This window comes from Streptomyces longwoodensis (genome assembly GCF_001514125.1).
GTDB classification, from domain to species: Bacteria; Actinomycetota; Actinomycetes; order Streptomycetales; family Streptomycetaceae; genus Streptomyces; species Streptomyces longwoodensis.
This window is the reverse complement of the sequence record NZ_KQ948559.1, coordinates 271,787-283,823: the sequence shown is the minus strand read 5'-3', so window position 1 is coordinate 283,823 and position 12,037 is coordinate 271,787. Positions and strand designations below refer to the sequence as shown.

At 72.7% G+C, this 12,037-nt stretch carries 9 protein-coding genes; 2 read left to right on the top strand and 7 right to left on the bottom strand.

Features of this window, described 5'->3' with window-relative positions:
* Positions 1-2 precede the first annotated feature (2 nt).
* Complete coding sequence (locus AQJ30_RS27115) at positions 3-902, top strand: aminoglycoside phosphotransferase family protein (protein WP_067239214.1); 900 nt, start codon at positions 3-5, stop codon at positions 900-902.
* A gap of 69 nt (positions 903-971) precedes the next feature.
* Here the strand turns inward: AQJ30_RS27115 and AQJ30_RS27110 are convergent, their stop codons facing one another.
* From AQJ30_RS27110 to AQJ30_RS27080, 7 genes are all read right to left on the bottom strand, one after another.
* On the bottom strand, positions 972-2,672 hold the full coding sequence (locus tag AQJ30_RS27110; protein ID WP_067239212.1) for a proline--tRNA ligase: 1,701 nt from the start codon (positions 2,670-2,672) through the stop codon (positions 972-974).
* 82 nt (positions 2,673-2,754) lie between these two features.
* Positions 2,755-3,288, bottom strand: coding sequence for a GNAT family N-acetyltransferase (locus AQJ30_RS27105; RefSeq protein WP_067239210.1), 534 nt, complete (start codon positions 3,286-3,288; stop codon positions 2,755-2,757).
* A gap of 33 nt (positions 3,289-3,321) precedes the next feature.
* The gene (locus tag AQJ30_RS27100) at positions 3,322-4,170 is read right to left on the bottom strand and encodes a GNAT family N-acetyltransferase (protein ID WP_067239209.1); all 849 of its coding nucleotides are present in this window, start codon (positions 4,168-4,170) and stop codon (positions 3,322-3,324) included.
* A gap of 139 nt (positions 4,171-4,309) precedes the next feature.
* The gene (ispG, locus tag AQJ30_RS27095; protein WP_067239207.1) at positions 4,310-5,470 is read right to left on the bottom strand and encodes a flavodoxin-dependent (E)-4-hydroxy-3-methylbut-2-enyl-diphosphate synthase; all 1,161 of its coding nucleotides are present in this window, start codon (positions 5,468-5,470) and stop codon (positions 4,310-4,312) included.
* 171 nt (positions 5,471-5,641) lie between these two features.
* Complete coding sequence (locus tag AQJ30_RS27090) at positions 5,642-6,946, bottom strand: M50 family metallopeptidase (protein ID WP_067239205.1); 1,305 nt, start codon at positions 6,944-6,946, stop codon at positions 5,642-5,644.
* On the bottom strand, positions 6,943-8,232 hold the full coding sequence (dxr, locus tag AQJ30_RS27085) for a 1-deoxy-D-xylulose-5-phosphate reductoisomerase (protein WP_067239203.1): 1,290 nt from the start codon (positions 8,230-8,232) through the stop codon (positions 6,943-6,945). The genes AQJ30_RS27090 and dxr overlap by 4 nt, the downstream gene beginning before the upstream one ends.
* A 243-nt stretch (positions 8,233-8,475) precedes the next feature.
* Positions 8,476-10,419, bottom strand: a complete 1,944-nt coding sequence (locus tag AQJ30_RS27080; RefSeq protein WP_067239202.1) for an acyl-CoA dehydrogenase family protein — start codon at positions 10,417-10,419, stop codon at positions 8,476-8,478.
* A 440-nt stretch (positions 10,420-10,859) separates the two neighbouring features.
* Between AQJ30_RS27080 and AQJ30_RS27075 the strand changes: the two genes are divergently transcribed.
* The gene (locus AQJ30_RS27075; protein ID WP_067239200.1) at positions 10,860-11,873 is read left to right on the top strand and encodes a LacI family DNA-binding transcriptional regulator; all 1,014 of its coding nucleotides are present in this window, start codon (positions 10,860-10,862) and stop codon (positions 11,871-11,873) included.
* Positions 11,874-12,037: the final 164 nt, after the last annotated feature.

Here is a 12,037-nt window from a genome sequence, read left to right as displayed (position 1 = left end):
GCATGGCTTTCGAACCGCCGCAGCGTCTGGTGCGGGCACTCGGGGAGACCGCACCGGACGGTGACGCGTGGTTGGAGGAGCTGCCGGAGGCGGTCCGCGAGGCCGCGGCTCTACGCGAGTTGACCGTCGAGCGCGTGCAGGTGCCGGGCGGCCGCTCCAGCCTGGTGGCGCTGGTGCGCCGCGCGGACGGCACCCCGGCCGTGCTGAAGCTGGCCCCGGCCCGGTTCCGGCCGGAGGCGGAGCGGGCCGCGCTGGCCCACTGGGGCGGGCTGGGCGCCGTGGAGCTGCTCGACGGGCCCGCCGGGGACGGGGCGCTGGTGCTGGAGCGGCTGCACCCCGACGTGTCGGTGCGGTCGCTGCCCGAGGCCAAGGCGCTGCTGGAGGCGGCGGGGACGCTGCGGCGGCTGTGGGTGGAGCCGCCGGCGGGCCACTCCTTCGAGACGGTGGCCGGGCGGACCGGGCGGCAGGCGGAGGGGATGCGCGCGGTCGCGGACCGGGAGCCGGAGCTGGCCCCGCTGGTGGGTACGGCGCTCGCCGCGCGGGAGGAACTGCTGGCCGCGCCGCCGGAGGACCTGCTGCTGCACGGCACCTTCCGGCAGAGCAAGGTGCTCGCCGGGGAGCGGTTCCCGTGGCTGGCCGTGGGCCCGGACCCGGTGGTCGGCGAGTGCGCCTTCGACCTGGCGCGGCTGGTGCGGGACCGGGTGGAGGACCTGATCGCCTCGTCCTCGGGGGCGTCCATCACGCGGCGGCGGGTGAAGAAGCTCGCCGAGTCCCTGGAGGTCGACCGGGAGCGGCTGCGGGGCTGGACGCTGTTCCGCGCGGTCGAGTCGGGCGCGCGGGCCCTGCGCGTGGGCCGTCCGAAGGACGCGGAACTGCTGCTGGAGTTCGCCGGGTGGCTGTAGCCGGGCGGGTGAACGGGCGGAGGGGGCACCGTGGGGTGCCCCCCCGACGTGTTCTCGGACGTGGCCCGCTTACGCGGCGAGGCGGGCGATCGCCTCGTCGACCGTGAGCTCCTCGCGCTCCCCGGTCCTGCGGTCCTTGAGCTCCAGCACGCCCTCGGCGGAGCGGCGGCCGGCGACCAGGATGTGCGGGACGCCGATCAGTTCGGCGTCGGTGAACTTCACGCCCGGGGAGACGCCGGCCCGGTCGTCGACCAGGACGCGCAGGCCCGCGGCGCGCAGCTTCTCGGAGACGTCCAGGGCCAGTTCGGTCTGCAGGGCCTTGCCCGCGGCGACGACGTGCACGTCGGCCGGCGCGACCTCCTTCGGCCACACCAGGCCCTTGTCGTCGGCGGTCTGCTCGGCGAGGGCCGCGACCGCGCGGGAGACACCGATGCCGTAGGAGCCCATGGTGACGCGGACCGGCTTGCCCTGCTGGCCGAGGACGTCGAGCTTGAGGGCGTCGGCGTACTTGCGGCCCAGCTGGAAGATGTGGCCGATCTCGATGGCGCGGTCCAGGGTGAGGCCGGTGCCGCAGCGCGGGCAGGGGTCGCCCTCCTGGACGACCACGACGTCGACGTAGGCGTCGACCTCGAAGTCCCGGCCCGCGACGACGTTCCTGGCGTGGGTGTCGGGCTTGTTGGCGCCGGTGATCCAGGCCGTGCCGGGGGCCACGCGCGGGTCGGCGACGTAGCGGAGCTTCTCCTGGCCCTGCGGGCCGACGTAGCCGCGCACCAGGTCGGGGCGGGCCGCGAAGTCGGCCTCGGTGACCATCTCGACGACGGCCGGGGCGAAGTGCGCCTCCACCTTGTCGAGGTCCACCTCGCGGTCGCCGGGGACGCCGACGCCGACGATCTCGCCGTCGACCTTGACCAGCAGGTTCTTCAGCGTCGCGGAGGCCGGGACGCCGAGGGAGGCGGCGAGCGTCTCGATGGTCGGGGTGTCCGGGGTGGGGATGTCCTCGGCGGCGGGCACCGCGGAGCCGTCCACCGGCCGCAGCTCGTAGCTGATCGCCTCGGTGTTCGCGGCGAAGTCGCAGTTCGGGCAGTCCGCGAAGGTGTCCTCGCCGGCGCCGGCCGGGGCGAGGAACTCCTCGGAGCGGGAGCCGCCCATGGCGCCGGCGGTGGCCGCGCAGATGCGGTAGTCCAGGCCGAGGCGCTCGAAGACGCGCTGGTAGGCCTCGCGGTGCAGGGCGTACGACCGGGCCAGGCCCTCGTCGTCCAGGTCGAACGAGTAGGAGTCCTTCATCAGGAACTCGCGGCCGCGCAGGATGCCGGCCCGGGGGCGGGCCTCGTCCCGGTACTTGTGCTGGATCTGGTAGAGGATGACCGGCAGGTCCTTGTAGGAGGACGCCTGGTCCTTCACCAGCAGGGTGAAGATCTCCTCGTGGGTCGGGCCGAGGAGGTAGTCGCCGCCCTTGCGGTCCTTCAGGCGGAACAGCTCCTGGCCGTACTCGTCCCAGCGGCCGGTCGCGTCGTACGGCTCGCGCGGCAGCAGGGCCGGGAGCAGCACCTCCTGGGCGCCGATGGCGTCCATCTCCTCGCGGACGATGCGCTCGACGTTGGCGAGCACCTTCTTGCCGAGGGGCAGCCAGCTCCAGATGCCGGCCGCGGTGCGGCGGACGTAGCCGGCCCGGACGAGGAGCTTGTGGCTGAGGACCTCGGCGTCGGCCGGGTCGTCACGCAGCGTCTTCGCCATCAAGTTCGACATGCGCTGGACCGGTGCGTTGGCCATGGTTCTCGTACTCCTGCCAGGAAACAGTGATGGCATGGAGGTTAGCCGCGGCCCGCCCGCCGCCGGAAATCCGCCGGGGAGGTCAGGGCCGCAGCAGGGGCAGCGGGGCGCCCATCACCGCGTACGGGCGGGGTGCGCTGGGGAACAGGACCTGGCGGGCGAGGTCCTGGTAGCCGAGGGAGCGGTACAGGGCGCGGGCGGGGCTCTCGGTGTCGATCGCGGAGAGGATCGAGCGGGGCTCGGTGGCGCTGTCGGTGATCGTGGTGATCAGGGCGCGGCCCGCACCGCGGTTCTGGTACGCCGGGTGGACGTGCAGCTCGGTGATGACGAAGGAGTCGTCGAGCCAGTGGTCGTTGTCCCGGGCGCGCAGGTAGGGCTCGACGACGGTGGACCACCAGTGGGCGCGGTCGTTGGGCAGGCCGTAGACGAAGCCGACCAGGCGGCCCTCGGCGGTGGTCGCGCCGAGCGCCCGGGCTCCCGGGTACGTCATGTGCCGCAGGACGATCTGGCGGCGGACGGCCACCTCGTCGGGGCCGAGGCCGAACGCGACGGCCTGCACGGCCAGTGCCTCGTCCACGTGGGCGGAGAGGTCCAGGGGGCCGATGACGAGGTCCATGGGCGGGAGCCTACAGGGGGGCCGCGGCCCAGGTCAGAAGAGCACACTCATGAAGGCGCCGGTCTCCCGGAAGCCCACCCTGCGGTACGTGCGCCGGGCCGCGGTGTTGAAGTCGTTGACGTAGAGGCTGACCACCGGGGCCACGTCGCTGAGGGCGTAGCGCAGGACGGCGGCCATGCCGGGGGCGGCGAGGCCGCGGCCGCGGTACTCGGGGGCCACCCACACGCCCTGGATCTGGCAGGCCTGGGCGGTGGCGGCGCCGATCTCGGCCTTGAAGACGACCTTGCCGTCGTCGTCGAGGCGGGCGAAGGAGCGGCCGGAGCCGACGAGTTCGGCGACCCGGGCCTGGTAGAGCAGGCCGCCGTCGCCCGCCATCGGGGAGACGCCGACCTCCTCGGTGAACATCGCCACGCACGCCGGCATGATCGTGTCCATCTCGTCCTTGCGGACCCGGCGCACGAGCGGGTCGGGGGCGACGTCGGCGGACATCCGGTCGGTGACCATGAGCGGCTGGTGGGCGCGGACCTCGCGGGCGGGGCCCCAGTGCGGTTCGAGCAGCCGCCACAGCTGGGCGGTGGACTCGGCGGGGCCGACGATGGAGGAGCAGCGCCGGCCGGCCCGGCGGGCGCGGTCGGCGAAGGCGCGCACGGCGCGCGGGGTGGCGCCGATGGGCACGAGGTTGGCGCCCGCGTAGCACAGGGACGTGAGCATGCCGTCCTCGTACCAGCCCCACATCTCGCCGCCCAGACGCCAGGGGTCGAGTCCGGCGACCTGCACGCGGGCGGTCACGAAGGCGTTCGTGACGGGGTCGCGGTCGAGCACGGCGAGGGCGGCGTCCAGGTCGCTCGGTTCGAGGACCCGGGAGGTGGTCTGGGTCAACACGGGCGGGGCCTCACGGTGGGGTATGCCTGATCTCCGCACTGTACCCGGCGCGCCTGAGCGCTGTCGCCGCGCTGTCCTGCCCCTCTAGGCCCGCCCAGGGGGCCCGCGCGGCGCCCGGCCGCGCGGCCCCGTCGGGGGGTCAGGCGCCGGTGACCGAGACCGACGGCTCGCCCGAGGCGGTCCCGTCGGCCTCCATCTGCTCGGCCAGCTTCATGGCCTCCTCGATGAGGGTCTCCACGATCTTGGACTCGGGGACGGTCTTGATGACCTCGCCCTTGACGAAGATCTGCCCCTTGCCGTTGCCGGAGGCGACGCCGAGGTCGGCCTCGCGGGCCTCGCCGGGGCCGTTGACGACGCAGCCCATGACCGCGACGCGCAGCGGGACCTCCATGCCGGTCAGGCCCGCCGTGACCTCCTCGGCCAGCTTGTAGACGTCGACCTGGGCGCGGCCGCAGGACGGGCAGGAGACGATCTCCAGGCCGCGCTGGCGCAGGCCCAGCGACTGCAGGATCTGCAGGCCGACCTTGACCTCCTCGACCGGCGGCGCGGACAGGGAGACACGGATGGTGTCGCCGATGCCCTGGCTGAGCAGGGCGCCGAAGGCCACCGCCGACTTGATGGTGCCCTGGAAGGCGGGGCCGGCCTCGGTGACGCCGAGGTGGAGGGGGTAGTCGCTCTGGGCGGCGAGCTGGCGGTACGCCTCGATCATGACGACCGGGTCGTTGTGCTTGACGGAGATCTTGATGTCGCGGAAGCCGTGCTCCTCGAAGAGGGACGCCTCCCACAGGGCCGACTCGACGAGGGCCTCGGGGGTCGCCTTGCCGTACTTCTGCAGCAGCCGCCGGTCCAGGGAGCCGGCGTTGACCCCGATGCGGATGGGGGTGCCGTGGTCCTTCGCCGCCTGGGCGATCTCCTTGACCTTGTCGTCGAACTGCTTGATGTTGCCCGGGTTGACGCGGACCGCGGCGCAGCCGGCCTCGATCGCGGCGAAGACGTACTTGGGCTGGAAGTGGATGTCGGCGATGACCGGGATCTGCGACTTGCGGGCGATGGTCGCGAGGGCGTCGGCGTCGTCCTGGGTGGGGCAGGCCACCCGCACGATCTGGCAGCCGGAGGCGGTCAGCTCGGCGATCTGCTGGAGCGTGGCGCCGATGTCGGAGGTGCGGGTCGTGGTCATCGACTGCACGGAGACCGGGGCGTCACCGCCCACCGCGACCGAGCCGACCTGGATCTGCCGGCTCTTGCGGCGCTCGGCCAGCTTGGTCGGAACGGACGGCATGCCGAGTGAAATCGCAGTCATCTGCTGTGCAACCCCAAGTCGTGGATCAAGGTCCCGGTCCCGTGAGCGGCGGGCTCCCGGGCTTCGAGATTACGGCACCGGCCCGGCCCGCAGCACATCGCTGCGCCGAAACCAACTGAAGGAACGAACGGCCGGGCCCCAGGGTGCCCGGCCGTCGTGAATACCGCGTGGCTACGAGATTTTCACCGGGTTGACCACGTCGGCGATCAGCACCAGGACGGTGAAGCAGACGAAGATCCCGGCCACCACGTAGGCCACCGGCATCAGCTTGGCCACGTCGAAGGGGCCGGGGTCGGGCCGGCGCAGCACCCGGGCCAGGTTGCGGCGCAGCGACTCCCACAGGGCGCCCGCGATGTGCCCGCCGTCGAGCGGGAGCAGCGGGAGCATGTTGAACAGGAACAGGGAGAGGTTGAAGCCGGCCAGCACGAACACGAACATCGCCAACTGCTGCGAGGCGGGGATGTCCAGGGTGGCGATCTCGCCGGTGACCCGGGCCGCGCCGACGATGCCCATCGGGGAGTCCTGCTCGCGCGGTCCGTCACCGAAGGCGGCGTCCCACAGGGCGGGGATCTTGGCGGGCAGGGCGACGAGCGAGTCGACGGCGTCGCCGACGCGGTCGGTCATCCAGCTCACGGACTCGCCGAAGTCCTGCTTGACCACGCCGGTGGCCGCGCTGAAGCCGAGGAAGCCGGCCTTGACGTACTGGCCCTGGACGTAGGTCCCGGCGGCGTCCTTCTTGGCGACCAGGTTGGTGGCGATGGTGGCGTGCAGGGTGAGCTGCTTGCCGTCCCGCTCGACGACGAGCGGCACGGTCTTGCCGGCGCTGTCGCGGATGAGGTCGGACAGCGTGTTCCAGTCGTTCGTGCCGCGGCCGTCGAAGGAGACGATGCGGTCGCCGGCCTTCATGCCGGCGGCGGCCGCCGGGGAGGCGGGGTCGGACGCCTTGCACGCGTCGCGGTTCTCGCTCTGCGCGATGACGCAGGGCGAGATGGAGCTGACGGTGGTGGTCTGCTGCTGGATGCCGAAGCCCATCAGCACGGTCAGGAACAGGCCGACCGCGAGGATCAGGTTCATGAACGGGCCGGCGAACATGACGATGACCCGCTTCCACGGCTTGCGCGTGTAGAACAGGCGGGTCTCGTCGCCGGGCCGCAGCTCCTCGAAGGCGGCCGAACGGGCGTCCTCGATCATGCCGCGCCAGGGCGAGGTGGAGCGGGCCACGATGCGGCCGTCGTCGCCGGGCGGGAACATGCCGATCATGCGGATGTAGCCGCCGAGCGGGATCGCCTTGATGCCGTACTCGGTGTCACCCTTGCGGCGCGACCAGATGGTCGGCCCGAAGCCCACCATGTACTGCGGGACCCGGATGCCGAAGAGCTTGGCCGTGGACAGGTGCCCCAGCTCGTGCCACGCGATCGAGACCAGCAGGCCGAACGCGAAGACCACTATGCCGAGGATGAACATCAAGGTCGTCATGCACGGGCCTCCGCCGTCTGTGCCGCCAGTTCCCGGGCGCGCGTGCGGGCCCAGGTCTCCGCTTCGAGGACGTCCGACACGGTGAGCGGAGTTCCCGTGGCCGGCGTGCCGTGTTCCTCCACCACGCGGGTCACCGTCTCCATGATCCCGTTGAAGGGCAGGGCGCCCCGGCGGAACGCCTCCACACTCTCCTCGTTGGCCGCATTGAACACCGCCGGGGCGGTGCCCGCGAGCTGCCCGACGTGGCGCGCCAGGTCGACCGAGGGGAAGGCCTCGTCGTCCAGCGGGAAGAACTCCCACGTCGAGGCCGTGCTCCAGTCGAACGCGGGGGCCGCGTCCGGGATCCGCTCGGGCCAGCCGAGACCGATGGCGATCGGCCCCCGCATGTCGGGGGGCGTCGCCTGCGCCAGCGTCGATCCGTCCGTGAACTCCACCATCGAGTGGACATACGACTGCGGGTGCACGACCACCTCAATGCGGTCGAAGGGAATGTCGTAGAGGAGGTGCGCCTCGATGACCTCCAGACCCTTGTTGACGAGGGTCGCGGAGTTGATCGTGATCACCGGGCCCATGGCCCAGGTGGGGTGGGCGAGGGCGTCCTCGACGGTGACGTGCGCCAGCTCCTGCTTGGTCCGGCCGCGGAAGGGGCCGCCGGAGGCGGTGACGACGAGCTTGCGGACGTCGGCCCGGGTGCCGGCCGCGAGGGCCTGGAAGAGGGCGGCGTGCTCGGAGTCGACGGGGATGATCTGGCCGGGCTTGGCGAGGGCCTTCACCAGCGGGCCGCCGACGATGAGCGACTCCTTGTTGGCGAGCGCGAGGGTGCGGCCCGCCTCCAGGGCGGCGAGGGTGGGCGCCAGGCCGATGGAGCCGGTGATGCCGTTGAGCACGGTGTGGCAGGCGGAGGCGGCCAGCTGGGTGGCCGCGTCCGGTCCGGCGAGGATCTCGGGGAGCGCCTCACCGCTGCCGTAGGCACCGGCGAGGGCCTCGCGCAGGGCCGGTACGACGTCCTCGCGGGCGACCGCGACGGTCCGCACCCGCAGCCGGTGGGCCTGCTCGGCGAGCAGCGCGACCCGGCCGCCGTTGGCGGACAGGCCGGTGACCCGGAAGCGGTCGGGGTTGCGCAGCACGAGGTCGATGGCCTGGGTGCCGATCGAGCCCGTGGACCCGAGGACCACCACGTCCTTGGGGCCGTCGCCCACGACGGGGTCGTAGACGAGGTGGGGGTCGGCGAGGGCGCGGGCCGCGAGCTCCGTCGTCCGCCCGGAGGGCGGGCCCTGCGGCGTCATGTGCGTGCTCTCGGCGTGCCGGGCGCCGTCCCGCGTACTGGATGTACTCGGGTCGGCGCCCGGTGCGTCGAGAGTGCGTGCAGGGCGTCGTGGGGCAGACGGGGCTTGCGGCCCGCGCCCTGCGGGGGCTGGACTGTCGCTCATGCCTCCATTGTGGCCGGAGCCAGGCCGTGGAGGGGACAGGGTGTCCCCCGGGCGGGGACACCCCGGGGGACACGGAACGGGACGGGCCGTGCGGGCCGGTCAGCGGATCGGGCGGTGGACGTTCTCCTTCAGGGACGGGCCGGGGGTCGTGTCGGCGATCCACGGTCCGTCGCCCGAGGGGTCGACGATGCCCTCCTCCAGCCACGCGTAGGTGCCCGACAGGACGCCCTTGACGACCTTGTGGTCCAGGTCGTCGGTGTTGGCCCACAGCCGGGTGAACAGCGCGTCGACGCGCAGCCGGGCCTGCTCGCAGAAGGCGTGGGCGAGCTGGTAGGCCTCGCGGCCGTGGTCGTCCTGGCGGCGCAGCATCTCCGCGCGCACGCACGCGGCGCTCATCGCGAACAGCTCCGCGCCGATGTCGACGACCCGGCCGAGGAAGCCCTGCTTGGTCTCCATCCGGCCCTGCCAGCGCGACATGGCGTAGAACGTGGAGCGGGCGAGCTTGCGGGCGTGCCGCTCGACATAGCGCAGGTGCGGGGAGAGGTCCACGCCGTGCTTGAACTCGGCGTAGGCGTTGGGCAGTTGTCCGGGTCCGGCGACGAGGCGGGGCAGCCACTTGGCGTAGAAGACGCCGGCGCCCGCGCCCGCCCGTGCCTTGTCGGACAGGGACTTGTCGGGGTCGATGAGGTCGCCGGCGACCGAGAGGTGGGCGTCGACGGCCTCGCGCGCGATCAGCAGGTGCATGATCTCGGTGGAGCCCTCGAAGATGCGGTTGATCCGCAGGTCGCGCAGCAACTGCTCGGCGGGCACCGCCTTCTCGCCGCGGGCCCGCAGCGAGTCGGCCGTCTCGAAGCCGCGGCCGCCGCGGATCTGGACGAGCTCGTCGGCCATCAGCCAGGCCATCTCGGAGGCGTACAGCTTGGCGAGCGCGCCCTCGATGCGGATGTCGTTGCGGTTCTCGTCGGCCATCTGCGAGGAGAGGTCGAGCACCGCCTCCAGGGCGAAGGTGGTGGCCGCGATGAAGGAGATCTTGGACCCGACGGCCTCGTGGTGGGCGACGGGCTTGCCCCACTGCTCGCGGGCCGCCGACCACTCGCGGGCGATCTTCAGCGACCACTTGCCGGCCGCGACGCACGAGGCGGGCAGGGACAGCCGCCCGGTGTTCAGCGTGGTCAGGGCGATCTTCAGGCCCTGGCCCTCCTCGCCGATGCGGTGCGCGGCGGGGACGCGGACCCGGTGGAAGCGGGTGACGCCGTTCTCGATGCCGCGCAGGCCCATGAAGGCGTTGCGGTTCTCCACGGTGATGCCGGGCGAGTTGCTCTCCACCACGAAGGCGGTGATGCCGCCCCGGTGTCCCTCGCTCCTGGGCACCCGGGCCATGACGACCAGCAGGTCGGCGACGACGCCGTTGGTGGTCCACAGCTTGACCCCGTCGAGGACGTAGTCGTCGCCGTCGGGCACCGCGGTGGTGGCGAGCCGCGCCGGGTCGGAGCCGACGTCGGGCTCGGTGAGCAGGAAGGCGCTGATGTCGGTGCGGGCGCAGCGGGGCAGGAAGGTCTCCTTCTGCTCCCGGGTGCCGAACAGCTTCAGCGGCTGGGGGACGCCGATCGACTGGTGCGCCGACAGCAGCACGCCGATCGCCGGGGAGGCGGAGCCCGCGAGGGCGAGCGCCTTGTTGTAGTACACCTGGGTGAGGCCGAGCCCGCCGTACTTGGGGTCGATCTTCATGCCGAGGGCGCCGAGCTCCTTGAGCCCGTCGACCACCTCGTCGGGGATGCGGGCCTCGCGTTCGATCAGCGCCCCGTCGACCTTCGTCTCGAGGAAGTCGCGGAGCTTGGCGAGGAACTCCTCGCCGCGCTGGACGTCCTCGGCGGGCGGGGTGGGGTGGGGGTGGATCAGGTCGAGGCGGAAGCGGCCGAGGAACAGTTCCTTGGCGAAGCTGGGCTTGCGCCACTCCTGCTCACGGGCGGCCTCCGCCACCTGGCGTGCCTCGCGTTCGGAGACGGTGGGTCGTCCAGCGGACTCGATGGGGCTGGCGGACATGGAGGCTCACCTCGCCGCGAATCGGGATGGGGGGGGACGTTCGGTTACCGACGGGTGCTACCCGATCGTTGGTACCCGATCCCGGACAAGGTCACCACCCTGCGCGCACGCCTTGGCACGCCGGGGACGCGCCGGACGGGCGCGCCGGCACGCCCCGGACCCTTGGCCGCGCTGGCCGCGGCCCGGTCGCCGGGCACGCCAGGTGACGTACGGCGGTTTGGGCCGGTCGGGCGACGCACCGGCGACGGGCGCGGAAGGATGGGGCCGGGACCGGGGCCGGGGGCGGCCACGGCGTCGTACGGCGCACAGTAGAAAGCTGTCGAAGCGCTTCGACAACCTATGGACACCGACTCGCGCCGAAGCTACTGTCGAACCACCCTCAAACCGCCCCTGTTCGCCCCGCGCACTGTCGAAGCGCTTCACACCGCCTGGAGAGCTGGATGGTCACTCTCGCCGAGGTCGCCCAGCACGCCGGAGTCTCGGCGAGCACGGTGAGCTACGTCCTCAGCGGCAAGCGGTCCATCTCCGCCACCACCCGGGAGCGGGTCGAGCAGAGCATCCGGGTGCTGGGCTACCACCCCAACGCGGGCGCCCGCGCCCTGGCCAGCAGCAGGTCCAACATCATCGCGCTGATGATCCCGCTGCGCACGGACATGTACGTGCCGGTGATGATGGAGATCGCCATCGCGGTGGCCACCACCGCCCGCCTCCACGGCTACGACGTCCTGCTGCTCACCGGCGAGGAGGGGCCCGACGCGGTCCGCCGCGTCACCGGGAGCGGGCTGGCCGACGCGATGATCGTGATGGACGTCGAACTCGACGACGAGCGGCTGCCGTTGCTGCGGCGGACCGGCCGGCCGTCGGTCCTGATCGGGCTGCCCTCCGACACCTCCGGGCTGACCTGCGTCGACCTGGACTGGGCCGCGACCGGCGCGCTGTGCGTGGAGCACCTGGCCACGCTGGGCCACCGGGACGTCGCGGTGATCGGCGAGGCCCCCGCGGTCTACGAGCGGCACACCGGCTTCGCCGAGCGCACCCTGGACGGACTGCGGTCCCGGGCGCGCGAGGCGGGGCTGCGGGTGCTGCACCGGCCGTGCGAGGGCGGGTACGACGCGATGGCCGTGACGCTCGCCCGGATCCTCGACGAGCGCCCCGGGACCACGGGCTTCGTCGTGCAGAACGAGTCGGCGGTGGAGCCGCTGCTCGCGCTGCTGCGCCAGCAGGGCCGGGCGGTGCCCGAGGACGTCTCCGTGGTCGGTATCTGTCCCGACCAGGTCGCCACCCAGGCGTCCGTGCGGCTGACCTCGGTCGCCATCCCCGCGCAGGACATGGGCCGGTACGCCGTGGAGCGCCTGGTCGCCAAGCTCGACGGGCGGCGCGAGGACGACGTGGTGCTGCTCGCGCCCGAGCTGACCGTCCGCGCGAGCTCCGGCCCCGCTCCCTCGGCCGGCTGACTCCCCCACCGCCCCCGCCGTCCCCGCCGTCTCCTCCGCCTCCCCATCTCCCCGTCTCCCCGTCTCTCCGTCTCTCCGTCTCTCCGTCTCTCCGTCCAGAGGTTTTTCTCCCGTCCAGGTCACTCGCGCACCGGGTCCGCCCCGGGGCACCGCCCTGTCTGCCC

Bases quoted from the DNA above. Each gene is read 5' to 3' on its own strand.
- AQJ30_RS27075 (WP_067239200.1), top strand. From the start codon at position 10,860: ATGGTCACTCTCGCCGAGGTCGCCCAGCACGCCGGAGTCTCGGCGAGC.
- ispG (WP_067239207.1), bottom strand. From the start codon at position 5,470: ATGACTGCGATTTCACTCGGCATGCCGTCCGTTCCGACCAAGCTGGCC.
- AQJ30_RS27105 (WP_067239210.1), bottom strand. From the start codon at position 3,288: ATGGACCTCGTCATCGGCCCCCTGGACCTCTCCGCCCACGTGGACGAG.
- AQJ30_RS27110 (WP_067239212.1), bottom strand. From the start codon at position 2,672: ATGGCCAACGCACCGGTCCAGCGCATGTCGAACTTGATGGCGAAGACG.
- AQJ30_RS27090 (WP_067239205.1), bottom strand. From the start codon at position 6,946: ATGACGACCTTGATGTTCATCCTCGGCATAGTGGTCTTCGCGTTCGGC.
- AQJ30_RS27080 (WP_067239202.1), bottom strand. From the start codon at position 10,419: ATGTCCGCCAGCCCCATCGAGTCCGCTGGACGACCCACCGTCTCCGAA.
- dxr (WP_067239203.1), bottom strand. From the start codon at position 8,232: ATGACGCCGCAGGGCCCGCCCTCCGGGCGGACGACGGAGCTCGCGGCC.
- AQJ30_RS27115 (WP_067239214.1), top strand. From the start codon at position 3: ATGGCTTTCGAACCGCCGCAGCGTCTGGTGCGGGCACTCGGGGAGACC.